This window comes from Streptomyces sp. NPDC020965, assembly GCF_044333555.1.
Taxonomy (GTDB): Bacteria; Actinomycetota; Actinomycetes; order Streptomycetales; family Streptomycetaceae; genus Streptomyces.
Window position 1 is genome coordinate 63,870 of record NZ_JBIRRE010000001.1, and the last position, 26,431, is coordinate 90,300.

A 26,431-nucleotide genomic window follows, 5' to 3' on the forward strand; every position below is an offset into this window, starting at 1 on the left:
GCACCACCCACCGGGCCGGAACATCGCCGTCGATGTTCCGGCCCGGTGCCGTTCCCGGCGCCGCCGGCCGGGGGACGCCCGCGCCGTACCCGGGGACGGCTCACCCGCCCCCGGGCCGGGTCCACCCCCGTACGCCGTCCCGTACTCCCCCACTGGGCCCGGTTCCGTGTGGGGCTCGGCACACTGCCCCGTCGCAGGTCAACGGCAGGTTGACGGGTGTTCGCGCAGCGTGGTGGACTGCCGAGGCCATTACGACGTCAGCAGAGGAAGCCGGTGCGAATCCGGCGCGGTCCCGCCACTGTCACCGAGGACGACCATCCCCGGAAGCCAGGAACTCTCACCGTCGATCACGTCGAACCAGGGCGCGGATACCCTGAGTGAGGACATATCGCCATGCCCGGCCCCGGTTCAGCCGCTCCCCCGTGTCGCGCCCCGCGCTCCCGACCCGTCCGGAACGAGACTCCGGCCTGAACCATGCGTGCCGACCGAGTTTTCGCGTACGGCGCCCCCCTCGGCCTCGTCGGGGACCTGCTGCTCGGCGATCCCCGCCGCGGACATCCGGTCGCCGCCTTCGGTCGTGCCGCGGGCGCCGTCGAGCGTGTCCTGTGGCGTGACCACCGCGGGTGGGGCGCCCTGCACACCGCCGTCTGCGCCGGAGGCGCCGCACTGGCCGCCGCGCTGCTCGCGCGCGGGGTCCGGGTCGCCCCCGCCGCTTCCGTCGCCCTGACCGCCGCCGCCACCTGGACCGTCGTCGGCGGTACGTCGCTGGGACGGGAGGCGCGCGCCATCGGCGCCGCCCTCGAAGCCGGGGACGTGACCCGGGCCCGTGCGCGACTCCCCCATCTCTGCGGGCGTGATCCGCAGTCGTTGGACGAGCGGCAGATCGCCCGCGCCGTCGTGGAGTCCGTCGCCGAGAACACCTCCGACGCCGTGGTGGGCGCGCTGGTCTGGGGCGCGGTCGCCGGTGTGCCGGGTCTGGTGGGCTTCCGCGCGGTCAACACCCTGGACGCGATGGTCGGACACCGTTCGCCCCGGTACCGCCGGTTCGGCTGGGCCTCGGCCCGCCTCGACGACCTCGCCGGCTGGCCGGGCGCCCGGCTCACGGCCGCTCTCGCGGTGCTCGCGGGCGACGACCCGCGCGGCGCCGTACGGGCGTGGCGGGCCGACGCCCACCGGCATCCGAGCCCCAACGCGGGCCCCGTGGAGGCGTCGTTCGCCGGAGCGCTCGGCGTCCGGCTCGGCGGCACCCTGGCGTACGGCGGCCGGGTCGAGCACCGGCCGGTGCTCCATGGCGCGGGACGGCCGGTGGAGGTCGCGGACATCGAACGCGCCGTGCGGCTGTCACGGCGCGTGGGTCTGCTGGCGCTGGGCGTGAGTGTGGCCGGGCGGCTGTTGGCCACCCGGGGAGCGCGGCGGGTCCGCGGACGGGAGGGGACGGCATGAGTGGTCGTGGGAAGCGCGGTGGCGGGCTGCTGGTGGCGGGGACGACCTCCGACGCCGGCAAGAGCGTCGTCACCGCCGGGATCTGCCGCTGGCTGGTGCGGCAGGGCGTGAAGGTCGCCCCCTTCAAGGGCCAGAACATGTCGCTCAACTCCTTCGTGACCCGGGAGGGCGCGGAGATCGGCCGCGCGCAGGCGATGCAGGCGCAGGCCGCGCGGGTGGAGCCGACGGCGCTGATGAATCCGGTGCTGCTCAAACCGGGGAGCGACCGCAGCAGTCAGGTGGTGCTGCTGGGCAAGCCGGTCGGGGAGCTGAGCGCGCGTGGCTTCTTCGGCGGGCCGGACGCACCGGGGAACGCGCTGCGCGGCGGCCGGCAGGAGGCGCTGCTCGGGACCGTCGTGGCGTGCCTGGAGGAGCTGCGGGGCACGTATGACGCCGTGATCTGCGAGGGGGCGGGCAGTCCGGCCGAGATCAATCTGCGCCGTACGGACATCGTGAACATGGGGGTCGCCCGGGCCGCACGGCTCCCGGTGCTCGTCGTCGGGGACATCGACCGCGGCGGCGTCTTCGCCTCCTTCTTCGGTACGACGGCACTGCTCGGCGCCGAGGACCAGAAGCTGGTCGCGGGGTATCTCGTCAATAAGTTCCGCGGGGACGTGGCACTCCTGGAGCCGGGGCTTGAGATGCTCCGGGGACTCACCGGACGGCAGGTGTACGGGGTGCTGCCGTATGCGCGGGGCCTCGGCATCGACGAGGAGGACGGGCTGCGGGTCTCGTTGCGCGGAGCCGTGCGCGAGTCGGTGGTGGCACCGCCCGTCGGCGCGGACATCCTGCGCGTCGCGGTGTGCGCGGTGCCGCTGATGTCCAATTTCACGGACGTGGACGCACTGGCCGCCGAGCCGGGTGTGGTGGTCCGATTCGTGGACCGGCCGGAGGAGTTGGCCGATGCGGATCTCGTGATCGTGCCGGGAACCCGGGGCACGGTACGGGCGTTGGAGTGGCTGAGGGAGCGCGGACTCGCGCGGGAGCTGGCGCGCAGGGCGGCCGACGGCCGTCCGGTGCTGGGGATCTGCGGCGGGTTCCAGGTGCTCGGTGAGCACATCACGGATGAGGTCGAGTCACGGGCGGGTTCCGTGACCGGTCTGGGACTGCTGCCCGTGCGGGTGCGGTTCCGGGCCGAGAAGACCCTTGCACGGCCCGCGGGCACAGCGCTCGGCGAGCCGGTTACGGGATACGAGATCCACCACGGCGTCGCCGATGTGCTCGGCGGCGAGGAGTTCCTGGGCGGCTGCCGGGTCGGTGAGGTGTGGGGCACCCACTGGCACGGCTCGTTGGAGAGCGACGGCTTCCGACGACAGTTCCTGAGCCGGGTTGCGAGCGCCACCGGCCGGCGCTTCGTACCCGCTCCGGACACGTCGTTCGAAGCCCTGCGCGAGGAACAGCTCGACCGCCTCGGCGATCTCGTCGAGGACCACATGGACACGGACGCGCTGCTGCGGCTCATCGAGCACGGCGCGCCCGCCGGTCTTCCCTTCATCCCGCCGGGTGCGCCCGACCACCCGACGCCCGCACCGGCCACGGCATCGGCATCGGCATCGGCATCGGACACATCCGGCGCGCCCGCCCCAGCCGAGGCATCGGACACATCCGGCGCGTCCAGCGCATCCGGAGCACCAGACACAGTCACCGCATCAGGCTCAACCGCCACACCAGACACACCCAGTACATCCGCCACACCCACCACCACGTCCGCCGCATCTGGAGAACTCGGAGCACCCGCATGAACACAGTGCTGTTGTTGTCGACCGCCGACACGGATCTGCTGGCGGCCCGGGCCTCCGGCGCGCCGTACCGGATCGGCAATCCGACCCGTGTCGACGTGGCCGCCGAACTGCCCGGGCTGATCGAGGGCGCCTCGGTCGCCGTCGTCCGGCTGTTGGGCGGCAAGCGCGCCTGGGAGGACGGGCTCGCCGCGCTGCGGGCCTCGGGGATACCGACGGTGCTCCTCGGCGGGGAGGCCGTCCCGGACGCCGAGCTGATGGCCGAGTCGTCGGTGCCGGCCGGTGTGGTCGCCGAGGCTCTGCGCTATCTGGTGGAGGGCGGCCCGGGGAATCTGGTCGAGCTGGCCCGCTTCCTCTCCGACACCGTGCTGCTGACCGGCCACGGCTTCGCCGAACCGCAGAAGATGCCCGAGTGGGGGGTGCACGGCGGCTACGCCCGCGAGGAGGGCCGCCCCACGGTCGGCGTGCTCTTCTACCGCGCCCACCAGCTCGCCGGGAACACCTCCTTCGTGGAGGTGCTCTGCGACCGGATCGAGGCCCGGGGCGCCAACGCACTCCCGGTGTACGTCGGTTCGCTGCGGGACGCCGGACCGGAGCTGTACGAGCTGCTGGGGACGGCCGACGCGCTGATCGCGACCGTGCTCGCGGCTGGCGGCACCAACGCCTCCCGGGCCAGCGCGGGCGGCGACGAGGAGGCGTGGGACATCGGCGCCCTCGCCGAGCTGAACGTCCCGGTGCTCCAGGGACTCTGCCTCACGTCGTCGCGGGCGGCCTGGGAGGCGTCGGACGCCGCCCTCTCGCCCATGGACGCGGCGATGCAGGTGGCGATCCCCGAGTTCGACGGGCGGCTGATCACGGTCCCGTTCTCGTTCAAGGAGCGCGGGCCCGACGACGTACCGGTCTATGTCGCGGACCCCGAGCGGGCCGCGCGGGTGGCCGGGATCGCGGTGCGCCACGCCCGGCTGCGGCACAAGCCGAATGCCGAGAAGAAGCTCGCCCTGGTCTTCACCGCCTACCCCACCAAGCACTCGCGGGTCGGCAACGCCGTGGGTCTCGACACACCCGCTTCGGCGGTGCGGGTCCTGGACGCGCTGCGGGACGCCGGCTACCAGGTCGACGGCTATCCGGACAACGGCGACGAGCTGATCCACCGGCTCATCAACGCCGGTGGGCACGATGTGGAGTGGCTGACCGAGGAGCAGTTGGCCGCCGCCCCCGCCCGGGTGCCGCTCGCCGACTACCGTGGCTGGTTCGACAAGCTGGAACCGGAGCTGCGCGACGGGATGCTGGAGCACTGGGGGGAGCCCCCGGGCACCCTCTACGTCGATGGCGACGACGTCGTCCTGGCGTCACTGCAGTTCGGCAATGTGGTCGTGATGATCCAGCCGCCGCGCGGCTTCGGGGAGAACCCGATCGCGATCTACCACGATCCGGACATGCCCCCGTCGCACCACTACATGGCGGCCTACCGCTGGCTGGAGGAGTCGTTCGGCGCCGACGCCGTCGTCCACATGGGCAAGCACGGCACCATGGAGTGGCTGCCGGGCAAGGGCCTCGGGCTGTCGGCAGGGTGCGGCCCCGACGCGGTCCTCGGTGAACTGCCCCTGGTCTACCCCTTCATCGTCAACGACCCCGGCGAGGGCACCCAGGCCAAGCGCCGGGGGCACGCCACCGTCGTGGACCATCTGGTGCCGCCGATGGCGCGCGCCGACACCTATGGCGACCTGGCGAAGCTGGAACAACTCCTGGATGAGTACGCCCTGGTCAGCGATCTCGACCCGGTGAAGGCCCCGGCCGTGCGGGCGCAGATCTGGACTTTGGTGAAGACCGCCGAGCTGCACCACGACCTCCATGTGGACGAGCAGCCGGACGACGACTCCTTCGACGAGTTCGTGATGCACATCGACGGCTACCTCTGTGAGATCAAGGACGTCCAGATCCGGGACGGCCTGCATGTGCTGGGCGGCGGCCCCGAGGCGGAACCCCGGGTCAATCTGGTGCTGGCGGTGCTGCGCGCGTCCCAGGTGTGGGGCGGGCAGGCGAACGCCCTGCCGGGGCTGCGGGCCTCGCTGGCCGAGCACTTCGGCCTGGTCGAGAAGGAGTTGCTGGCCGAGCCGGGCGCGCGGGTGAAGGTCCCCGACGGGCTCAGCTCCCTGGTGCCGGGCCCCGCCAGGTCGGCGGCGGACGCGATCGATCTGCTGGAACAGCTCTGCCGGCGACTGGCGGAGCGCATGGAGGAGCTGGGCTGGGACGCCGCCGGGGTCCCCGCCCTGGTGCGGGAGGTGCTCGGCGCCGAGCTGCCGGACCCGGTGGCGGTGCTGGAGTTCGCCTGCCGCGAGGTGGTGCCCCGACTCGCCCGTACGACCGACGAGATCACCCACATCCTGCGCGCGCTGGACGGCGGCTACGTCCCGGCCGGGCCCTCCGGCTCGCCGACGCGCGGGCTGGTCAATGTGCTCCCGACGGGGCGCAACTTCTACTCCGTCGACCCGAAGGCGATTCCGTCCCGGCTCTCCTGGGAGGTCGGCCAGGCGCTCGCCGATTCGCTGGTCGCCAGGTACCTCGCCGACACCGGCGCCTATCCGACCTCGGTGGGCCTCACCGTCTGGGGCACATCGGCGATGCGCACCCAGGGTGATGACATCGCCGAGATCCTGGCGCTGCTGGGCTGCCGCCCGGTCTGGGACGACGCGTCCCGCCGGGTCACCGGCTTCGAGGTGGTGCCGCTGGCGGAGCTGGGCCGGCCCAGGATCGATGTCACAGTCCGGATCTCCGGCTTCTTCCGGGACGCCTTCCCGCATGTGGTGGGCCTGATCGACGACGCCGTACGGACGGTGGCCGAGCTGGACGAGCCCGCCGACGCCAACTACGTACGGGCCCACGCGGACGAGGACACGGCCGAGCACGGCGACCGCCGCCGCGCCACCGCCCGGATCTTCGGCTCCAAGCCGGGCGCGTACGGGGCCGGCCTGCTCCCGCTGATCGACGCGCGGAACTGGCGCAGCGACGCCGATCTGGCCGAGGTGTACGCGGTGTGGGGCGGCTACGCCTACGGACGCGGGCTGGACGGCCGGGCGGCGCGCGGGGACATGGAGACGGCGTTCCGGCGCATCGCGGTGGCGGCGAAGAACGTCGACACCCGGGAGCACGATCTCGTGGACGCCGACGACTACTTCCAGTACCACGGCGGGATGGTGGCGATGGTGCGCCATCTGACGGGCACCAGCCCGGAGGCGTACGTGGGCGATTCGGCCACCCCCGACCAGGTGAAGACGCGGACGCTGGGCGAGGAGACGCACCGGGTGTTCCGGGCGCGGGTGGTGAATCCGCGCTGGATGGCCGCGATGCGGCGGCACGGCTACAAGGGCGCCTTCGAGATGGCCGCGACCGTGGACTACCTCTTCGGGTACGACGCCACGGCCGGGGTCGTGGACGACTGGATGTACGAGAAGCTCTCGGCGGAGTACGTCTTCGCCCCGGAGAACCGGGACTTCATGAAGAAGTCCAACCCCTGGGCCCTGCGCGGCATCACGGAACGACTCCTGGAGGCGGCGGACCGGGGCCTGTGGGCCGAGCCGGACGCGGAGACGCTGGAGCGGCTGCGGCAGACGTATCTGGAGCTCGAAGGCGATCTGGAGGGCGACGAGTGAGCGCCCCGGGAACCCCGTACCGCGAGCGGCGGCCCCGGCACCGGACCGGCACCGCGAAGAACTATCCCCAAGGAGTGATCCGGGTATGAGCACGCCCTTTCCGTTCACCGCGATCGTCGGACAGGACGATCTGCGGCTCGGGCTGCTGTTGAACGCGGTCTCCCCGGCCGTGGGCGGGGTCCTGGTCCGCGGCGAGAAGGGCACGGCGAAGAGCACCGCCGTGCGCGCGCTCTCCACGCTGCTGCCGGATGTCGCCGTCGTCGCGGGCTGCCGCTTCTCCTGCGATCCCGCCGTCCCCGACCCGGCCTGCCCCGACGGGCCGCACGGGGCGGACCCCGGCACGTCCCGGGCCGCCCGGGTGGTCGAACTGCCCATCGGCGCGTCCGAGGACCGGCTGGTCGGCGCGCTGGACATCGAGCGGGCGCTGGCGGAGGGCGTGAAGGCGTTCGAGCCGGGGCTGCTCGCCGACGCGCACCGCGGGATCCTGTACGTCGACGAAGTGAACCTCCTGCACGACCATCTGGTGGACACCCTGCTGGACGCCGCGGCGATGGGCGCGTCCTACGTCGAGCGCGAGGGGGTGTCGGTGCGGCACGCCGCGCGCTTCCTGCTGGTGGGGACGATGAACCCGGAGGAGGGCGAGCTGCGCCCGCAGTTGCTCGACCGGTTCGGTCTGACAGTCGAGGTCGCGGCCTCGCGGGAGCCGGACCAGCGGGTCGAGGTGGTGCGGCGCCGGCTGGCGTACGACGACGATCCGGCGGCCTTCGCGGCCCGCTGGGCCGACGAGGAGGCGGCGCTGCGGGCGCGGATCGTGGCGGCCAGGGCGCTGCTGCCCGAGGTCCGGCTCGGCGACGGCGCGCTGCGGCAGATCGCGGCGACCTGCGCGGCGTTCGAGGTGGACGGGATGCGCGCCGACATCGTGATGGCCCGTACGGCGACCGCGCTGGCCGCCTGGGCGGGGCGTACGGAGGTGCTGGCGGAGGATGTCCGCCAGGCGGCGCTGCTGGCCCTCCCCCACCGGCGCCGGCGCAATCCGTTCGATGCGCCGGGGCTGGACGAGGACAGGCTCGACGACACGCTGCGGGAGTTCGGCGACGACGACCCGGATCCCGACCCGGACGGCGGCGGACCCGACGGCGGCCCGGGGGGCGGCCCCCGCGACGGGGACGCCAACGGGGACGACAGCGGTGACGGAAGCGGAGACGACGGCGGGCCGCGGGAGGACGAGCCGGCCCGCCCGGAGGCGGGTGACCAGGACGGTTCGCCCAGCGGCGGCGGGGGCGGCGAGCAGCGGGCGGTCGGCGCCGGTGAGCCGTTCCGTACCAGGATGTTGAGCGTGCCCGGCACCGGTGACGGCGCCGCGGGCCGCAGGTCGCGCTCCCGGGCCGACCACGGCCGTACGACGGGTTCGCGGCGGCCGAGGGGCGCGCTGACCAAGCTGCATCTGGCGGCGACCGTACGGGCCGCGGCGCCGTACCAGCGGGCGCGGGGGCGCAGCGGCCCCGGTCTGGTGGTGCGGCGGGACGATCTGCGGCAGGCGGTCCGGGAGGGGCGCGAGTCCAATCTGGTGCTCTTCGTGGTGGACGCCTCCGGTTCGATGGCGGCCCGCCAGCGGATGGGTGCGGTCAAGGGTGCGGTGCTGTCGCTGCTGCTCGACGCCTACCAGCGCCGCGACAAGGTCGGTCTGGTGACCTTCCGGGGCAAGGAGGCGGAGGTGGCGCTGCCCCCGACCTCATCGGTGGACGCGGCGGCGGCCCGGCTGGAGCTGCTGCCGACCGGTGGGCGGACCCCGCTGGCGGCCGGGCTGCTGCGCGCCCATGACGTCCTGCGGGTGGAGCGGACCCGTGATCCCTCGCGGCGTCCGCTGCTGGTCGTGGTCACCGACGGCCGGGCGACGGGCGGCCCCGATCCGGTGGCGCTGGCGTCCCGGGCCGCGCGGCTGCACGCCGCTGGCGGGACGGCCGCGATCGTCGTGGACTGCGAGTCCGGGCCGGTCCGGCTGGGGCTCGCGGCGAAGCTGGCGGGCGATCTGGACGGCGCCGCCGTCACGCTCGACGAGTTGCGGGCCGATGCGATAGCCGGGCTCGTCCGGGATGTTCAGTCCGCCGCTCGGGCCGGGAGGGCCGCGTAATGCCACAGGGACAGCCGTCCGTCGTACCGGACGACGGGCTCACCACCCGTCAGCGCCGCAACCGGCCGCTGGTCGTCGTCCACACGGGCGTCGGCAAGGGCAAGTCGACGGCCGCCTTCGGGCTGGCGCTGCGCGCCTGGAATCAGGGCTGGCCGATCGGGGTCTTCCAGTTCGTCAAGTCCGCCAAGTGGAAGGTCGGCGAGGAGAACGCGCTGCGGGTGCTGGGGGCGTCCGGCGAGGGCGGCCGGGTCGACTGGCACAAGATGGGCGAGGGCTGGTCCTGGGTGCAGCGGGACCGCCAGTTCAGCAATGAGGAGGCGGCCCGCGAGGGCTGGGAGCAGATCAAGCGGGATCTGGCGGCCGAGAGCTACCGGCTCTACGTCCTGGACGAGTTCGCCTATCCCCTGCACTGGGGCTGGGTGGACACGGCCGAGGTCCTCTCGGTGCTGCGGGACCGCCCGGGCAACCAGCATGTGGTGATCACCGGCCGTAACGCCCCGGCCGAGCTGGTCGACTTCGCCGATCTGGTGACCGAGATGACGAAGGTGAAGCACCCGATGGACGCGGGTCAGAAGGGGCAGCGGGGCATCGAGTGGTAGCACGACTCGTCATCGCCGCGCCGTCGTCGGGCAGCGGCAAGACCACCGTGGCGACGGGCCTGATGGCCGCCTTCGCCGCGGCGGGCCTCGCCGTCTCCCCGCACAAGGTGGGCCCCGACTACATCGATCCGGGCTACCACGCGCTCGCCACGGGCCGCCCGGGCCGGAATCTGGACGCCTACCTCTGCGGTACGGAGCTGATGGCCCCGCTCTTCGCCCGGGGCGCGGCCGGCTGTGACGTGGCCGTCGTCGAGGGCGTGATGGGGCTGTACGACGGCGCGGCGGGCGAGGGCGAGCTGGCGTCCACGGCGCAGCTCGCGAAGCTGCTGCGGGCGCCGGTGGTGCTGGTGGTGGACGCGTCGTCGCAGTCGCGTTCGGTGGCGGCGCTGGTGCACGGCTTCCGCTCCTGGGATCCGGAGGTGCGGATCGGCGGCGTGATCCTGAACAAGGTGGGTTCCGACCGCCATGAGGCCCTGCTCCGGGAGGCGTTGGACGAGGCCGGCGCGCCGGTGCTGGGCGTCTTGCGGCGGGGGGCCGCGGTGGCGACCCCGTCCCGGCATCTGGGGCTGGTCCCGGTGGCGGAGCGCCGGGCCGAGGCCCTGTCGGCGGTCGCCGCGATGGGTGAGCTAGTACGGGCGGGGTGCGATGTGCCCGCGCTGTTGGCGCTGGCCCGGAGCGCCCCGGAGCTGCCCGTTCCGGACGGCGGGGACCAACCGCCGGCGCCGCGACCCCCCGGGCGGGCGCGGCCCGTCGTCGCCGTGGCGGGCGGCCCGGCCTTCAGCTTCTCCTACGCCGAGCAGCTCGAACTGCTCACCGCGTCCGGCGCTGAGGTCGTCACCTTCGACCCCCTCCGGGACGAGCTGCTGCCCGACGGCACGGCCGGAGTCGTCATAGGCGGCGGCTTCCCCGAGGTCTACGCGCCGGAGCTGGCCGCCAACGAACCGCTGCGGAAGGCCGTCGGCGAGCTGGCCCGTTCCGGTGCGCCGATCGCCGCCGAGTGCGCGGGCCTCCTCTACCTCTCCCGTTCGCTGGACGGACAGCCCATGTGCGGGGTGTTGGACGCCGACGCGCGGATGGGTGAGCGGCTCACCCTCGGGTATCGGCAGGCCGTCGCGGTCACCGATAGCTGTCTCGCGGCGGCCGGGACCCGGCTGCGCGGTCATGAATTCCACCGGACGGTGATCGAACCAGGGGCGGGCCCGTCCCCCGCGTGGGGTGTGTACCGGCCGGAGCGGCGTACCGAGGGGTTCGTCCAGGGCGGGGTGCACGCGAGTTATCTGCATACGCACTGGGCGGCCGAGCCCGGTGTGGCCCGTCGTTTTGTCGAAAGGTGTACGCGATGAGCAGGCTGATCGGGGTCGGAGTGGGACCCGGTGACCCGGAGTTGGTGACCGTGAAGGGCGTGCGGGTGCTGCGGGAGGCCGATGTGGTCGTCGTGCCCGTGATGGAGACCGGTGAGCGGGGGCGTGCCGAGGCGACCGTGCTGCACTACGTCCCGGCGGACAACGTCGTACGGATCGTCTTCGCACTCAATGAACGCACCGACCGGGCCCGCCGGGAGGCCGCCTGGGACGCGGCGGGCGCGCGGGTCGCCGCGCTGCTGGGCGAGAGCGACAGTGTCGCGTTCGCGACGATCGGCGACCCCAATGTGTACTCCACCTTCACCTATCTCGCGCAGACCATCGGCGAGCTGCTGCCGGGGACGGTGGTGGAGACGGTGCCCGGTATCACCGCGATGCAGGATCTGGCGGCCCGCAGCGGCGCGGTGCTCACCGAGGGCACGGAGCCGCTGACGCTGGTCCCGGTGACGGCGGGCGCGGCCGTGCTGAAGGACGCGCTGGCGGGCCCGGGGACGGTCGTGGCGTACAAGTTCGGCCGGCTGGCGGCGGAGGTGGCGACCGCGCTGCGCGAGACCGGGCGGACCGACGGCGCGGTGTGGGGGTCGGCGCTCGGGCTGCCCGGGGAGTCGATCCGGCGGGCGTCGGAGCTGGTGGAGACGGGGGGCCCGGAGGACGGTCCGGAGGGCGGTCCGACCGCCGCACCGCTGCCGTACCTCTCCACGCTGATCGCGCCGGCCCGACGGGACGGCGGCCGTGGGGGCAAGTTGTGAGACCCGCCGCACCGGATCTCCCGGGCGGTCCTCCGGGGCCGTCACTGGGCGATGCCGACCACCAGCCAGATGAATCCGGCCCCCGCCGCCGTGCACAGCAGGGTGGAGCGGGCCGGGTGCGTGTGGTGCGCCTCGGGCAGGATCTCGGCGGCGGCGAGGTAGAGCAGGGCGCCGCCGAAGAAGCCGAGGTAGCTGCCGAGGGCTTCGACCGGGATGGTGACGAAGAGGGTGGAGGCCGCGCCGACCACGGGGGCGCACGCGTCCGCGAGGAGCATGGCGACCGCCTTCCCCCGGGTGTTCCCGTACGCGGCGGTGAGGGTGTAGGTGTTGAAACCGTCCGCGAAGTCGTGGGCGATGACGGCGAGCGCCACGGTCAGCCCCATGCCCTCGCCGACCTGGAAGGCCGCGCCGATGGCGATGCCGTCCATCAGGCTGTGGCCGACCATGGCGGCGGCGGCCGTCAGACCCATCTGGGGCGCCTTCGCGCCCGCCGCCCCGCCCGCGCCGGCCGGCCGGTCGGCCGCGCCGTGCGCCGACTGCCGGGCCGCCAGCAGCCGTTCCACCATATGGGCGACGAGGAAGCCGCCGACGAACAGCAGCAGCGCCTGTGGCACGCCGAAGACCGGCCGGCCGGCCGCCTCCAGTGCCTCGGGCAGCAGGTCGAGGCCGACGACGCCGAGCATCAGCCCGCCCGCCAGGCCCAGCACGAGGTGGCGGCGGTCGGTGACGCGCTGCGCCGTCCACCCGCCGAAGAGCGTCATCAGGAACGCGCCGAGCGCGACGAACACCGCCATGCGCCCTTGCTAGCCGATCGAACCGCCCCGTAACCCCTTCAGACCCGCCCCACCTCCCGCACACTTCCGAATCACCCGTTTGACCCGAGAGGACCCCCTACTCATGGCCGTTGCCGTTCAGGGCAAGGTGACCTTCGTCGGTGCCGGCCCAGGCGCCGCCGATCTGCTGACGTTCCGCGCCGCGCGCGCCATCGCCGACGCCGACATCGTCATCTGGGCGGCGAGCCTGGTGCAGGCCGAGGTGTTGGAGCACGCCCGCGAGGGCGCCGAGATCCTCGACTCGGCCACCATGTCGCTGGAGGACGTCGTGGCCGTCTACGAGCGGGCGCGCGACGAGCGGCTGCGGGTGGCCAGGATCCACTCCGGCGACCCCGCGCTGTGGGGCGGCACGCAGGAGCAGTTCGACCGGTGCGTGGAGCTGGGGGTCGAGACGGAGATCGTGCCGGGGGTGTCGTCGTTCTCGGCCGTCGCCGCGCTGGTCGGGCGCGAGCTGACGATTCCGGAGGTCGCGCAGTCGGTGATCCTGACCCGGCTGGGCGGCGGGAAGACCCCGATGCCCCCGGGCGAGGAGGTCCGGGAGTTCGCCCGGCACGGCACCACGATGGCGCTGTTCCTGTCGGCGGCCAGATCGGGCCAGTTGACGCAGGAGCTGCTGGAGGGCGGCTACCCGACCGGCACTCCGGTGGTGATCGCGTATCAGGCGACCTGGCCGGAGGAGCTGATCCTGCGCTGCACGATCGGCACGCTGGAGGAGACCGTCAAGGAGCACAAGCTCTGGAAGCACACGCTGTTCCTGGTCGGCCCCGCGCTGTCGGCGTCGGGGACCCGGTCGCACCTCTACCACCCGGGGCACTTCCACGGCTTCCGCAAGGCCGACCCGGAGGCCCGCAGAGCCCTGCGCGCCCAGGGTGCCACGCCATGATCACAGTGATCGGTACGGGGACGGGCGCGCCCCTGTCCGCGCGGGACACCGCGGCCCTGACGGCGGCGACGCTGGTGGTGGGCGCGGCCCGGCATCTGGCGGCGGCACCGGTGCCGGCCGGCGCCGAGCGGATCACGCTCGGGCCGCTGGCGCCCGCGCTCGACCGGCTGGCGGCGGCGAGCCGGCCGGTGGTGCTGGCCTCCGGCGATCCCGGGTTCTTCGGGATCGTCCGGGCGCTGGCCGAACGGTTCGGCCCGGAGGCGCTGGACGTCCGGCCCGGGACGGCGTCCGTCGCGGTCGCCTTCGCCCGGATCGGGCTGCCCTGGGACGATGCGCTGGTCATCAGCGCGCACGGCCGGGCGCTGCGGACCGCGGTCAACAGCTGTCTCGCGCACCCCAAGACGGCCGTACTGACCGGGCCCGGCGCGGGCCCCGCCGAGCTGGGCGCGGCCCTGGTGGGCACGGGCCGGGTGCTGGTGGTGGCCACCGCGCTGGGCGACCCGGACCGGGAGCGCGTCGAACGGCTGACCCCGGAGCGGGCCGCGGAGCGGGAGTGGGACGCGGTGAGCGTGGTCCTCTGTCTGGATCCGGCGCGGGCGCTCGCCCCCGGGCAGCTCACCGTCGCCGGGGGCGGTCGGGCCCCGGACCGCTGGGCGCTGGCCGAGGACGCGTTCGCGCACCGCGATTCGATGATCACCAAGTTCGAGGTACGGGCGCTGGCACTGGCCAGGCTCGGTCCGCGCACCGGCGATCTGGTCTGGGACATCGGCGCAGGATCGGGTTCGGTGGCCGTGGAGTGCGCGCGGTTCGGGGCGGCGGCGGTCGCGGTGGAGAAGGCCGCGGACGGAGTCGACCGGATCCGGGCGAACGCCGCCGCACACGGCGTGGACGTCCGGGCCGTGCACGGCTCGGCGCCGGAGGCGCTGGCCGGACTGCCCGAACCGGACGCGGTGTTCATCGGCGGCGGGGGCGGCGGGCTGCCCGCGATCGTGGCGGCGTGCGCGCCGCGGGCCCGGCGCACGGTGGTCGTCGCGCTGGCGGCGCTGGACCGGGTGCCCGCCGTACGGGCCGCGCTCTCCGGCGCGGGCCTCACCACCGACGGGGTGCTGCTGAACGCGGCACGGCTCGCGCCGCTGCCCGGGGACGTCACCCGGCTCGCGGCCACCAACCCGGTGTTTCTGCTGTGGGGCGACCGCCCCTCGGACGCATTGACGGAAGGAACTCCCCAGTGATCGGCCTGATCTCCGCGACGGCGGCCGGCGCCGCCGCCCGCGACCGACTCGCCGCGGCCTGGCCCGGCCGTACCCGGGTGTACGAGGGCCCGGTGCGGGCGGCGGTGGAGCGCGCGTTCGCGGAGTGCGAGCAGCTCGTGTGCTTCCTCGCGACGGGCGCGACGGTACGGCTGGTCGCCCCGCTGCTGGTGGACAAGGCGACGGACCCGGGTGTGGTCTGTGTGGACGAGGGTCAGCGGTTCGCGGTCGCCCTGCTCGGCGGCCACGGCGGCGGCGCGAACGAACTGGCGGACCGGGTCGCCGAGGTCATCGGCTGCGCGCCGGTGGTGACGACGGCGACGGACGCGACCGGCGTGCCCGGACTGGACACGCTGGGCTGGCCGGTGGAGGGCGCCGTGGCGGCGGTCTCCCGGGCGATGCTGGACGGCGATCCGGTGGCGCTGCGGGCGGACGCGGTCTGGCCGCTGCCGCCGCTGCCGCCGAATGTGACCGCGCCGCTGGCGGTGGCGGGTACCGGGCCGGCCGTGACACCGGGCGGCGCGGACGGGACGGTTCCCGCCGCACCGGACACCGCGGGCCGGCCCCGCCCCGTATCCCCCGTACCCGATACGCCCCTCGTGCTCGACGCAGGGGCCGTACCCGACGCGCCGCTCACGCCTGATGCGCCCGCGACGGTCCTGCGGGTGACCGACCGGCTGGTGGGACCCGGGTCCGAGAAGACGTACGAGGCGCCCGGGTCCGACACGAAGGACGAGGCGTACGAGGCATCCGAGGTGTACGAGGCGGTGCTGCGGCCGCCGTCGCTGGTCGTCGGCGTCGGCGCGTCCAGCGGCGCCCCCGCGGCGGAGGTCATCGGTCTGATCCGGGACGCGCTGCGGGACGCCGGGCTGTCGGAGCTGAGCGTCGCTGAGCTGGCCACCGTCGACGCGAAGGCCACCGAACCCGGCATCGTGGCGGCGGCGGAGCACCTGGGCGTGCCCCTGGTGACCCACCCCGCCGAGCGGCTGGCCGCCATCGCCGTGCCCCATCCGTCCGCCGCCCCGCTCGCGGCGGTGGGCACCCCGTCCGTGGCGGAGGCCGCGGCACTCGCCGGCGGCGGTGAACTGCTGGTGCCGAAGCGGAAGTCGACCCCCGGCGGACGGCCCGCGATGGCGACCTGCGCGGTGGTGCGCCGGGCGCCGCGCGGACGGCTCGCGGTGGTCGGCCTCGGCCCCGGGGCCCGCGATCTGCTCACCCCCCGGGCCACCGACGAACTGCGGCGGGCGTCCGTGCTGGTCGGGCTCGACCAGTACGTGGACCAGATCCGCGATCTGATCCGGCCCGGGACCCGCATCCTGGAGTCCGGCCTCGGGGCGGAGGAGGAACGGGCCCGTACGGCGGTGGCCGAAGCCCGCGCGGGCCACGCGGTCGCGCTGATCGGCAGCGGGGACGCGGGCGTCTACGCGATGGCGTCGCCCGCGCTCGCGGAGGCGTCCGACGACATCGACGTGGTGGGCGTGCCCGGTGTGACGGCGGCCCTGGCGGCGGCGTCGATCCTGGGCGCCCCGCTGGGCCATGACCATGTCTCGATCAGCCTGTCGGACCTGCACACCCCGTGGGAGGTCATCGAGCGCCGGGTGCGGGCGGCGGCGGCGGCCGACCTCATCGTGACCTTCTACAACCCGCGGAGCCGGGGCCGGGACTGGCAGCTCCCCAAGGCGCTGTCGATCCTGGCGGAGCACCGGGAGCCGGAGACGCCGGTGGGAGTGGTGCGAAACGCCTCACGGCCGGATGAATCAAGCCGGGTGACGACATTGGCCGGAGTGGATCCGGCGACGGTGGACATGATGACGGTCGTGACGGTCGGCAACACGGCCACCCGCACCATCGCGTCCCGCATGGTGACCCCGCGCGGCTACCGGTGGCAATCATGACCGCGCGCGCTTCCGTGTGCGCGCGGACACGGCGCCGCGCGCGCCGGGCGGGCTCCGTGACGGCCCCGTACGCCATGGGCCGCCCTCCCCGTGCCCGTACCGCACGGCGCCGTACCGCCACCGGAACCGTCCGACGACGCGACGCGGTCACCCCCGCCGAAGCGTCCCGAACCCCCTCTCCCCCACCCACCGGAGTCGCCGCGTGACACGTGTCGTCCACCCCATCGAACAGGAATCCTTCCGCCGGCTGCGCTCCCGCCTGGACACCACCGCGCTGCCGCCGCTCACCCGCGCCGTCGTCGAGCGGGTCGTGCACTCCGCCGCCGACCTCGACTACGCCGCCGACCTCGTCTGCGACGAGACGTCCCTCGCCGACGCGCACACCGCGCTGCACTCGGGCGCGCCCGTGGTGGTCGATGTCGAGATGGTCGCCGCCGGGATCACCCGGCGTGAGACCGTCTGCCGGCTCAAGGACGCCACGGCGACGCCCGACCGCACCCGCTCCGCCCATGCGATACGGCTGGCGTACGAGCAGGTGGGGCCCGGCGCCCTCTGGGTGATCGGGTGCGCGCCGACCGCGCTGGAGGAGCTGCTCACCCTCGGCGCAGAACCCGCCCTCGTCATCGGACTGCCGGTCGGATTCGTCGGCGCCGTCGAGTCCAAGGCCGCCCTCCGCGCGAGCGGACTGCCCGCCGTCAGCAATGTGTCCGAGAAGGGTGGCAGCGCCGTCGCATCGGCGGCGCTCAACGCCCTGCTGTACCACCCCCATATCAAGGAGAACGCGTGACCACCCCGCCCGCACTGCTCATCGCCGGCCACGGAACCCGTGACGAAGCGGGAGCGCAGGCTTTCCGTGATTTCGTCCAGGAGTTGGGGCGCCGCGCACCCGGAATCCCCGTCGCCGGCGGCTTCATAGAACTCTCGCCGCCGCCGCTCGGCGAGGCCGTCACCGAATTGGTCGAGCGGGGCGTGAAACGATTCGCCGCCGTACCGCTGATGCTGGTGTCGGCCGGTCACGCCAAGGGGGACATCCCCGCCGCCCTCGCCCGTGAGAAGGAGCGGCACCCCGGGATCTCGTACAGCTACGGCCGCCCGCTCGGCCCGCACCCCGCGCTGCTGCGGGTCCTGGAGCGGCGGATCGAGCACGCGCTGGCCGGGCTCACCGTCGACCGCTCCGAGGTGACCGTCCTGCTGGTGGGCCGGGGTTCGACCGACCCGGACGCCAACGCCGAGGTGTTGAAGGCCGCGCGGCTGCTCTGGGAGGGGCGGGGGTACGCGGGTGTCGAGACGGCGTTCGTGTCGCTCGCGGCGCCGGACGTGCCGAGCGGCCTCGACCGATGTGTCCTGCTGGGCGCGCGCCATGTCGTGGTGCTGCCGTACTTCCTCTTCACCGGCATCCTGCCGGACCGGGTGCTGGCCCAGACCGAGGAGTGGGCGGCGGCCCACCCGGAGATCGACGTGGTCTCGGCGGAGGTGATCGGCGCCACCGACGAGCTGCTCGATCTGGTGCTGGAGCGCTATCGGGAGGCCGTCGAAGGCGATATCCGGATGAACTGCGACTCCTGTGTCTACCGGATCGCCCTGCCGGGCTTCGAGGACAAGGTCGGCATGGAGCAGAAGCCGCACTTCCACCCGAACGACGACGGCCATCACCACGGGCACGGGCATGGGCATCACCACCACGGCAGCCATGCACACGCACACTGACGACCCGCACGATCTGGGTCACCACGGTGACGCCGAGATGCGGGACACGGCCGCCACGCTGACCGATCTCGCGGTCAATGTGCGCACGGGCACGCCCCCGGAGTGGCTGCGGGAGCTGATCGCCGGTTCGCTGGCTTCCCTGGGCACCTATCCGGACGGGCGCGCGGCCCGGGCCGCCGTCGCGGCCAGGCACGGGCTGCCGGTGGAACGGGTGTTGCTGACGGCGGGGGCGGCGGAGGCGTTCGTCCTGCTGGCCCGCGCCCTGGCGGTGAGCCGGCCGCTGGTCGTCCATCCGCAGTTCACCGAACCCGAGGCGGCGCTGCGGGACGCCGGTCACGCGGTGGCGCGGCTGCTGCTGCGGGAGGAGGACGGTTTCCGGCTCGATCCGGCAGCCGTGCCCGATTCGGCGGACCTGGTGATGATCGGGAATCCGACCAATCCCACATCGGTGCTGCACCGGGCCGCCGATATCGTCTCCCTGGCCCGCCCGGGGCGGCTGCTGGTGGTGGACGAGGCATTCATGGACGCCGTGCCGGGCGAATCCGAGTCGCTCGCGGACCGTACGGATGTGCCGGGTCTGGTGGTGCTGCGCAGTCTCACCAAGACCTGGGGGCTGGCTGGGCTGCGGATCGGCTATGTGCTGGCCGAGCCGGAGACCGTGGCGGCCCTGGAGCGGGCCCAGCCGCTCTGGCCCGTCTCCTCCCCCGCGCTGACGGCGGCGGAGGCGTGCATGACCCCGGCCGCACTGGCGGAGGCGGCGGACGCGGCGCGGCGGATCGCCCGCGAGCGGGCCCATCTGCTGGCCGGTCTGGCGGAGTTCGATGAGGTACGGGTGGTGGCCGCGGCCGAGGCGTCGTTCGTGCTCGTCCGGGTGCGCCACGGTGAGCAGGTGCGGGAGCGACTGCGCCGGCTCGGGTTCGCGGTCCGCCGTGGAGACACCTTCCCGGGCCTCGGTCCTGGCTGGCTGCGGATAGCCGTCCGGGACCGGGCCACCACCAACCGCTTTCTACAGGCGCTCGACCAGGCGCTGACGATGGTGGGCGCGTAGGGAGTGGCCTCGGAGTGGCGTCGCCCGGCCCGGAACGGGCCGGTGCACGCCCCCGGGGACTCACGGCCTCTCCCTGGCCGCGGGTCCCCGGGGGCTGGGCTCCGCGACGCTTCGGCCGCGGGCCCCGACTCTGTGTGGAGCTGTGGAGCTGTGGTTCTGGGGAGCTGAGTTTCTGTAGAGCTTGTAGAGGCGTGGTCCTGCGCGGCTTTGGTTCAGCGCGGCTTTGGTTCAGCCGGGCCGCCGCTCCCTGGGGCGGGGCCGGGGTGCCGGGACCCTCTCAGCCCCGGGCGCGGGCGCGGCCCCGGCGCCGCGCCATCACCAGCGCGCCGGCCCCGAGGCCCAGCAGCGCCGCCGACCCCCCGGCGATGTAGGGCGTGGTGGAGCTGCCGCCCGTCTCGGCCAGATTCTCCTTGGGCTCCGCGCCGGTCTGCGGGGTGATCTCCGGCTTCGGCTTCTCCTCGGCCGGCTTCTCCTCCTTCTTCGGCGGGGCCTTGGGCGAAGTGCACGTGGCCTGGACGAGGGTGACGGTGCCGTTCACCTCGGCGACGTTCAGCTTCAGCGGGTTGACCGCGACCTTCAGTTGCAGGGCGGTGGCGGCGGCCGTCCGGGAGGTGGTCTGCTCCCGGGACAGGTCGAGGGTCACCTTGCCGACGGCGGGCACGTCGACCGTCGTCCGCCCCCCGGCGGTGAGCGTGACCTTCTCGCCGAGGACCGTCACATGGCCGAGGACGTTGGACTCGGCGACGGGCCGCTCGCCCGCCAGGCATAAGGCCCTGGAGGTGACCTTCTCGACCTCGATGAGGGAGACCAGCGGGAGCCCCGGCACATGGATCCGGGCGCGGACGAGATTGGCGTAGCCCTCGGCCCGCTTCTCGTCCGCGGTCGCCTTCGCCGTGGCCACATCGGCACGGAGCAGTTGGAAGGGCTGGCCCTGGTTGACGCCGTCCAGGCGCACGGAGAGCGTGCTGCGTTCGGCGCTGGCGGGCGCCGTCACCTCGTTCAACGAGGCGTTGAGCGGGAGGTTGACGGTCTTGTTGAGCAGGGACACGTCGAGTCCGGTACGGAGGACGACCGCACTGGCCCTCCCTTCGGCGCCGCCCCCGGTGCCATGCGCGGGGCCGGCGAGCGCGACGGGCGTCGCGACCAGGGCGACGGAGGCCGTGACGGCGGCGCAGCGGCGTACGGGCATGCGGAAGGTGTTGCTGTTCAAGGTGGTGGAACCCCCACAGGAGACATGGCGTCACCCGCCGTCCCACAGGGACTCGTGGGCGGTGGCGACTGGGACACCGGAATCTTTACGCACTGAGAGTGAACTCGCGCACACCTGGGGTTAGTTCACTCCAAAGGGGGGTTTCCGCGCCTGTATTCGATTCTTGAGGTACGAGTGTTCCCTGACGCCCCGCGTGTCACACAGCCGCAGGTCGCACGCCGGCCCACGACGGGGGCACGCCGGGCATATCGGATGAACGCGAATGCTCACGCGTTTGGTGCTCAACGAACGGCCAGGTCACGGGAGACGCCCTCGTCAACCCGCCGCCCCGCACGAGCACCTTCGCCACCGTCCGAAGACGCGCTCCTGTCCGCCCGTGCCCCCGGCTGAGGACGCGCCCGCATCGGCCCGTGCCCGGCCGGGAACGCGCCTCGGTCAGCCTCCTCCCCCGGCCGAGAACACGGCTCCGTCAGTCCACGGCTCCCCCGGCCGAGAACACGGCTCCGTCAGCACACGACTCCCCCCCGGCCGGAGGACCGCGAGCGCGCCCGTGTCAGCCCACAACCTGTCCGTTCAGGACCACCCGGCGCGGGGTCGCCAGCACTCCGACGTCCTGCCGGGGATCGGTGTCGTACACCACCAGATCCGCCGGCGCGCCCTCCTCCAGCGCCGGACGCCCCAGCCACGCCCGTGCGCCCCAGGAGGTCGCCGACAGCGCCTCGATCGGCGGGATGCCCGCCTTCACCAGCTCCGCGACCTCGCCCGCGACCAGGCCGTGGGCGAGCGAACCGCCCGCGTCCGTACCGACGAAGACCGGCACACCGGCGTCGTACGCCGCGCGGACCGTGTCGTACCTGCGCTCGTACAACCGCCGCAGATGGGCCGACCAGACGGGGAACTTCCTCTCGCCGCCGTCGGCCAACGCCGGAAAGGTGGCGATGTTGACGAGGGTCGGGACGATGGCGACGCCCCGCTCGGCGAAGAGCGGAATGGTCTCCTCGGTGAGACCCGTGGCGTGTTCGATGCAGTCGATACCCGCCTCCACAAGATCGCGGAGGGAGTCCTCGGCGAAGCAGTGCGCGGTCACCCGCGCGCCCAGCCGATGGGCTTCGGCGATCGCCGCCTCCACCGCGCCGCGCGGCCAACACGCGGTCAGATCACCGGCCTCTCGGTCGATCCAGTCGCCGACGAGCTTGACCCAGCCGTCACCGCGCCGGGCCTCCCTGGCGACGTACGTGACGAGATCGTCCGGCTCGATCTCATGGGCGTAGTTACGGATGTAGCGGCGGGTCCTGGCGATGTGCCGCCCCGCCCGGATGATCTTCGGGAGGTCCTCGCGATCGTCGATCCACCGGGTGTCGGACGGCGATCCGGCGTCCCGGATCAACAGGGCGCCCGCCGCACGGTCCGCGAGCGCCTGCTGCTCGCTGGTCGCGTCGTCCACCGGTCCATGGCGATCGAGCCCCACATGACAGTGCGCGTCCACCAACCCCGGGAGCGCCCAACCCGTCACGGTCGTCACCTCACCGGCGCCCACGGGCCGGTCATACGTGATCCGCCCGCCGACGACCCAGAGTTCGTCCCGTACGTCCTCCGGGCCGACGAGCACCCGCCCCTTCACATGCAGCACCACGTGATCGCTCATGTCAGCACTGTACGAGCCCCTCGGTACCCTCGACCGAGGGGCCGGACAAGCCCGTCCCCGCCCCTTGCCCGACCACTGATCCGAAGAAGGCACCGCCGTGACACATCCGTTTCTGGACCTGCCCCCGCTGACCGCCGCGCGGTTCGCGGCCATCGAACGGCGGGTCGCCACACTGCTCGACACCGAGCAGGACGTGGTGATCACCCAGGGGGAGGCGCTGCTGCCGCTGGAGGGCTGCATCCGCGCGGGCGCCCCGGCCGGCTCGACCGCGCTGAACGTCGTCACGGGCCCGTACGGGCAGACCTTCGGCAACTGGCTGCGGGACTGCGGTGCCCGGGTCGTCGATCTGGAGGTGCCCTTCCACACGGCGGTGACGGCGGAGCAGGTCGAGCGGGCGCTCGCGGCGCATCCGGAGATCGACTTCGTCTCCCTGGTGCACGCGGAGGCGGCGACGGGCAACACCAACCCGGTCGCGGAGATCGGTGAGGTCGTACGGGCGCACGGCGCGCTCTTCATGCTCGACGCGGTGGCCTCGGTGGCCGCCGAGCCGCTGCTGCCGGACGCCTGGGGCGTCGATCTCTGCGTGATCGGCGCGCAGAAGGCGATGGGCGGCCCGGCCGGGGTTTCGGCGGTGTCGGTCAGCGCCCGCGCCTGGGAGCGGTTCGCGGCCAACCCGGCCGCACCCCGGCGCTCGTACCTCTCCCTGCTGGACTGGAAGGAGCGCTGGATCGACGGTGGCCGCAAGGCGCTGCTGCACGCGCCCGCGCAGTTGGAGATGCTCGCGCTCGAAGCGTGCGTGGAGCGGATCGAGACGGAGGGGCTGGACGCGGTGATGGCGCGGCACGCCTCGGCGGCGGCGGCGACGCGCAGGGGCGTGCTCGCGCTCGGCGGCGGGCTGGAACCGTATGTCCACGAGGCGCGGGACGCGGCCCCGGTGGCGACGACACTGCGCGTGCCGGCCGGGGTGAACGCGTCGGAGCTGGTCGCGGAGGCACTGGCCGCCGATCCCTCGCTGCCGCTGATCGCCGGCGGTGGGGCGCTGGCCAAGGAGATGATCCGGGTCAATCACTACGGCGTGGACGCCACCCGCGGTGCGGTGCGTTCCTCGCTGACGGCGCTGGGCTCGGCGCTCGCGGAGCGTGGCGCCCCGGTTGACCTGGAGGCGGCCGGGCGGGCGGTCACGGAGGTCTGGGCGTAGCGGAGCGGGCCTGGCCGGGCGGCGGGCGCTCGGCCGGGCGCTTCGGTCTGCCGGGTGCTTCGGTCTGCCGACTTTTTCGGCCGACCGCGAGTGTGCACCACGGGCGAGACGGATCGGATTCGGCTCAGCTTCTCTAAGACGCTCACTCCGGCGTAAAGGTTGACCCGGCGAAGACAATTGCTCGTGAATAATTCATAAAAACGGGAAGCTGCTTTATAGCGAGCAGCTTCCCGTTTTCTTCTGCCCCCTCCCCCCGGGCTTAAACACTAAGGTTTCAACAAGGCTCACCGGGGCGTGATGACCATGTGACCTACTCCACAACGTGCCCGTTTAGTGGCTTATTTACCGGACAAATCACCACGAAACCCAAGCCCTCGCGACCGAAGGTCGCGCCCGCGCGATAACACATAGGGCCCTTTCACCCAACCCCTCCCGACCATGCATTTTCCGAATTTGCTCGGTAAATTACTTGGCCATGACCGCCGCACAAGAAGACCTTGTACGAGCCATCCCTACGAGCGAATTCACCACCATCGACACGCCACGAGTGGAGGACGGAGCCGCGATCTGGCGTATAGCCCGTGACTCCGAGGTCCTGGACCTCAACTCTTCGTACAGCTATCTGTTGTGGTGTCGTGATTTCGCCGCGACGTCGCTGGTGGCCCGTGACACGAGCGGTGAGCCGGTCGCGTTCGTCACCGGTTACGCACGGCCCGACCGGCCCCAGGCCCTGGTGGTCTGGCAGATCGCCGTCGACGCCACGCACCGGGGCCAGGGCTTGGCCGGGGTCCTCCTGGACGCGCTGATCGCGAAGGTCGGCGGTGACCGGGGCATCCGCGAGGTGGAGACCACCATCACGCCGGACAACGCCGCGTCGGAACGGCTGTTCACCTCCTTCGCCGAGCGGCACGGGGCACGGATGGAGCGGGAGGTCCTGTTCGACGGGGCCCTCTTCCCACGGGATTCCGGTGCCGAGGACGAGTCCGCGGGAGCGCACCTGCCGGAGGTGCTGTACCGCATCGGCCCACTCGCCGACTGAGCCACTGGCCGACCGCGCCAGAGGCCATCCGACCCGCTGGCCGACCGCGCCGCCGACCCACTGGCCGACCCGCACACCGCGGGACCCGGGGGCCGACGCCAGGTCCACCACGACGGACCGGCCCTTCCCCGATCGCCCCGGCCGCCCCACGCGCCCACCACCGCCGCCGCCTTCTTCTCCGATCTTTTTCGCCCCCTCGACGGGAGACTTCGCCGTGACCATCACCCCGCCCGCCCTCAGCGTCTTCGAAACCCTTGAGTCCGAGGTCCGCAGCTACTGCCGCGGCTGGCCCGCCGTCTTCGACCGCGCCCAGGGCAGCCGCCTGCACGACGAGGACGGCCACAGCTACCTCGACTTCTTCGCCGGCGCCGGATCACTGAACTACGGCCACAACAACCCCGTACTGAAACGCGCGCTGATCGACTACATCGAACGCGATGGCATCACCCACGGTCTGGACATGGCCACCACCGCGAAACGCGCGTTCCTGGAGTCCTTCCAGAACATCGTGCTCCGACCGCGGGACCTCCCCTACAAGGTGATGTTCCCCGGCCCCACCGGCACCAACGCGGTGGAGTCCGCGCTGAAGCTCGCCCGGAAGGTCAAGGGCCGCGAGTCGGTCGTCTCCTTCACCAACGCCTTCCACGGCATGTCGCTGGGCTCGCTCGCCGTCACCGGTAACGCCTTCAAGCGCGCCGGCGCCGGCATCCCCCTCGTCCACGGCACCCCGATGCCCTTCGACAACTACTTCGACGGACAGATCCCCGACTTCATCTGGTTCGAACGCCTCCTGGAGGACCAGGGCTCCGGGCTCAACAAGCCCGCCGCCGTGATCGTGGAGACCGTCCAGGGCGAAGGCGGCATCAATGTCGCCCGCCCCGAATGGCTCCGCGCGCTCCAGGACCTCTGCCACCGCCAGGACATGCTCCTGATCGTCGACGACATCCAGATGGGCTGCGGTCGCACCGGAGGGTTCTTCTCCTTCGAGGAGGCCGGGATCACCCCCGACATCGTCACCCTCTCCAAGTCGATCAGCGGTTACGGGATGCCCATGTCCCTCTGCCTCTTCAAGCCCGAACTCGACATCTGGGAGCCCGGCGAGCACAACGGCACCTTCCGCGGTAACAACCCCGCCTTCGTCACCGCCGCCGCCGCGCTCGACACCTACTGGGCCGACGGCCAGATGGAGAAGCAGACCCTGGCCCGCGGCGAACAGGTCGAGCAGGCCCTCCTCGCCATCGCGGGCGAGAGCGCCGAACCCGGCGTCAGCTTCCGCGGTCGCGGTCTCGTCTGGGGCCTCCAGTTCGAGGACACCTCCCGCGCCTCCGCCATCTGCGCCCGGGCCTTCGAACTCGGCCTCCTCCTCGAAACCTCCGGACCGCAGAGCGAGGTCGTGAAACTCCTCCCGCCGCTCACCGTCACGCCCGATGAACTGGACGAGGGCCTCAGCATCGTGGCGCGCAGCGTCCGCGAGACCGCCTGAGTCACCGCGTACGGCTGGATACACCCCGTACGCCGGTGTCCCCGCACGTCCGAGCACCCCTGTCCCCCGCACCCCTGTCCCCCGCGCCTCCGCATCCACTCCGTACGCCAGAGAAAGGCAGCCACGCACCGTGATCGTCCGCTCGTTCAAGGACATCGAGAACACCGAACGCCATGTCAGGGCCGCCTCCGGCACCTGGGAGAGCAAGCGGATCGTGCTCGCCCAGGAGAAGGTCGGCTTCTCGCTCCACGAGACCGTGCTCTACGCGGGTACGGAGACGTCGATGTGGTACGCGAACCACATCGAGGCCGTGCTCTGTGTGGAGGGCGAGGCCGAGTTGACCAACGACGAGACGGGCGAGACCCACTGGATCGAGCCCGGCACGATGTATCTGCTGGACGGCCATGAGCGTCACACCATGCGTCCCAAGACCGATTTCCGCTGTGTCTGTGTCTTCAACCCGCCCGTCACCGGGCGCGAGGACCACGACGAGAACGGGGTATATCCCCTGATCACCGAGGAGGGCTGA

Annotated in this window: 20 protein-coding genes and 1 riboswitch; of the genes, 17 read left to right on the top strand and 3 right to left on the bottom strand. The window is 72.9% G+C overall.

The features are described from left to right. Positions 1-215 precede the first annotated feature (215 nt). Positions 216-358, top strand: a riboswitch (cobalamin riboswitch). Between the two features lie 116 nt (positions 359-474). The 7 genes from ACH4S7_RS00325 to cobI all read left to right on the top strand — a co-directional run bounded on the left by ACH4S7_RS00325 (position 475) and on the right by cobI (position 11,711). Further along, positions 475-1,443 (top strand): cobalamin biosynthesis protein, encoded by a 969-nt coding sequence (locus ACH4S7_RS00325; protein WP_398518795.1) that lies wholly within the window; start codon positions 475-477, stop codon positions 1,441-1,443. Further along, the gene (locus tag ACH4S7_RS00330; RefSeq protein WP_398518796.1) at positions 1,440-3,224 is read left to right on the top strand and encodes a cobyric acid synthase; all 1,785 of its coding nucleotides are present in this window, start codon (positions 1,440-1,442) and stop codon (positions 3,222-3,224) included. The genes ACH4S7_RS00325 and ACH4S7_RS00330 overlap by 4 nt, the downstream gene beginning before the upstream one ends. After that, entirely contained in the window at positions 3,221-6,871 is a 3,651-nt protein-coding gene (gene cobN, locus ACH4S7_RS00335; protein WP_398518797.1) for a cobaltochelatase subunit CobN, read from the top strand. Before ACH4S7_RS00330 ends, cobN begins: the two co-directional genes overlap by 4 nt. Positions 6,872-6,956: 85 nt before the next feature. After that, positions 6,957-9,002, top strand: coding sequence for a putative cobaltochelatase (locus tag ACH4S7_RS00340; RefSeq protein ID WP_398518798.1), 2,046 nt, complete (start codon positions 6,957-6,959; stop codon positions 9,000-9,002). Then, on the top strand, positions 9,002-9,601 hold the full coding sequence (gene cobO, locus ACH4S7_RS00345) for a cob(I)yrinic acid a,c-diamide adenosyltransferase (RefSeq protein WP_398518799.1): 600 nt from the start codon (positions 9,002-9,004) through the stop codon (positions 9,599-9,601). Before ACH4S7_RS00340 ends, cobO begins: the two co-directional genes overlap by 1 nt. Then, positions 9,595-10,944, top strand: coding sequence for a cobyrinate a,c-diamide synthase (locus tag ACH4S7_RS00350; RefSeq protein ID WP_398518800.1), 1,350 nt, complete (start codon positions 9,595-9,597; stop codon positions 10,942-10,944). The genes cobO and ACH4S7_RS00350 overlap by 7 nt, the downstream gene beginning before the upstream one ends. After that, positions 10,941-11,711, top strand: a complete 771-nt coding sequence (cobI, locus tag ACH4S7_RS00355; protein WP_398518801.1) for a precorrin-2 C(20)-methyltransferase — start codon at positions 10,941-10,943, stop codon at positions 11,709-11,711. The genes ACH4S7_RS00350 and cobI overlap by 4 nt, the downstream gene beginning before the upstream one ends. A gap of 41 nt (positions 11,712-11,752) precedes the next feature. Here cobI and ACH4S7_RS00360 read toward each other — a convergent pair whose 3' ends face one another. Then, positions 11,753-12,505, bottom strand: a complete 753-nt coding sequence (locus ACH4S7_RS00360; RefSeq protein ID WP_398518802.1) for a ZIP family metal transporter — start codon at positions 12,503-12,505, stop codon at positions 11,753-11,755. A gap of 103 nt (positions 12,506-12,608) precedes the next feature. Between ACH4S7_RS00360 and cobM the strand changes: the two genes are divergently transcribed. From cobM to cobC, 6 genes are all read left to right on the top strand, one after another. After that, positions 12,609-13,427, top strand: a complete 819-nt coding sequence (cobM, locus tag ACH4S7_RS00365; RefSeq protein ID WP_398518803.1) for a precorrin-4 C(11)-methyltransferase — start codon at positions 12,609-12,611, stop codon at positions 13,425-13,427. Next, positions 13,424-14,659 (top strand): precorrin-6y C5,15-methyltransferase (decarboxylating) subunit CbiE, encoded by a 1,236-nt coding sequence (gene cbiE / locus ACH4S7_RS00370; protein WP_398518804.1) that lies wholly within the window; start codon positions 13,424-13,426, stop codon positions 14,657-14,659. The genes cobM and cbiE overlap by 4 nt, the downstream gene beginning before the upstream one ends. Next, complete coding sequence (gene cobJ / locus ACH4S7_RS00375) at positions 14,656-16,572, top strand: precorrin-3B C(17)-methyltransferase (RefSeq protein WP_398518805.1); 1,917 nt, start codon at positions 14,656-14,658, stop codon at positions 16,570-16,572. The genes cbiE and cobJ overlap by 4 nt, the downstream gene beginning before the upstream one ends. 202 nt (positions 16,573-16,774) lie before the next feature. Continuing rightward, positions 16,775-17,359, top strand: coding sequence for a precorrin-8X methylmutase (locus ACH4S7_RS00380; protein ID WP_398518806.1), 585 nt, complete (start codon positions 16,775-16,777; stop codon positions 17,357-17,359). Next, positions 17,356-18,279, top strand: a complete 924-nt coding sequence (locus tag ACH4S7_RS00385) for a sirohydrochlorin chelatase (RefSeq protein WP_398518807.1) — start codon at positions 17,356-17,358, stop codon at positions 18,277-18,279. Before ACH4S7_RS00380 ends, ACH4S7_RS00385 begins: the two co-directional genes overlap by 4 nt. Beyond that, entirely contained in the window at positions 18,263-19,327 is a 1,065-nt protein-coding gene (cobC, locus tag ACH4S7_RS00390) for an Rv2231c family pyridoxal phosphate-dependent protein CobC (RefSeq protein ID WP_398518808.1), read from the top strand. Before ACH4S7_RS00385 ends, cobC begins: the two co-directional genes overlap by 17 nt. A 277-nt stretch (positions 19,328-19,604) precedes the next feature. Here the strand turns inward: cobC and ACH4S7_RS00395 are convergent, their stop codons facing one another. Beyond that, a complete protein-coding gene (locus ACH4S7_RS00395; protein ID WP_398518809.1) occupies positions 19,605-20,537 on the bottom strand; it encodes an SCO1860 family LAETG-anchored protein in 933 nt (310 codons plus the stop codon). Between the two features lie 553 nt (positions 20,538-21,090). Beyond that, positions 21,091-22,182: an amidohydrolase family protein gene (locus tag ACH4S7_RS00400; RefSeq protein ID WP_398518810.1), complete on the bottom strand. Its 1,092-nt coding sequence runs from the start codon at positions 22,180-22,182 to the stop codon at positions 21,091-21,093. Positions 22,183-22,279: 97 nt separating this feature from the next. Between ACH4S7_RS00400 and ACH4S7_RS00405 the strand changes: the two genes are divergently transcribed. The 4 genes from ACH4S7_RS00405 (at position 22,280) to ACH4S7_RS00420 (ending at position 26,431) form a co-directional block, all read left to right on the top strand. Continuing rightward, on the top strand, positions 22,280-23,380 hold the full coding sequence (locus tag ACH4S7_RS00405) for a pyridoxal-phosphate-dependent aminotransferase family protein (protein ID WP_398518811.1): 1,101 nt from the start codon (positions 22,280-22,282) through the stop codon (positions 23,378-23,380). A 475-nt stretch (positions 23,381-23,855) separates the two neighbouring features. After that, positions 23,856-24,419 carry a diaminobutyrate acetyltransferase gene (gene ectA, locus ACH4S7_RS00410; protein ID WP_398518812.1) on the top strand — a complete coding sequence of 188 codons (564 nt, stop codon included), beginning with the start codon at positions 23,856-23,858 and terminating at the stop codon, positions 24,417-24,419. A gap of 214 nt (positions 24,420-24,633) precedes the next feature. Then, positions 24,634-25,902: a diaminobutyrate--2-oxoglutarate transaminase gene (gene ectB / locus ACH4S7_RS00415; protein ID WP_398518813.1), complete on the top strand. Its 1,269-nt coding sequence runs from the start codon at positions 24,634-24,636 to the stop codon at positions 25,900-25,902. A gap of 130 nt (positions 25,903-26,032) precedes the next feature. Continuing rightward, complete coding sequence (locus ACH4S7_RS00420; protein WP_398518814.1) at positions 26,033-26,431, top strand: ectoine synthase; 399 nt, start codon at positions 26,033-26,035, stop codon at positions 26,429-26,431.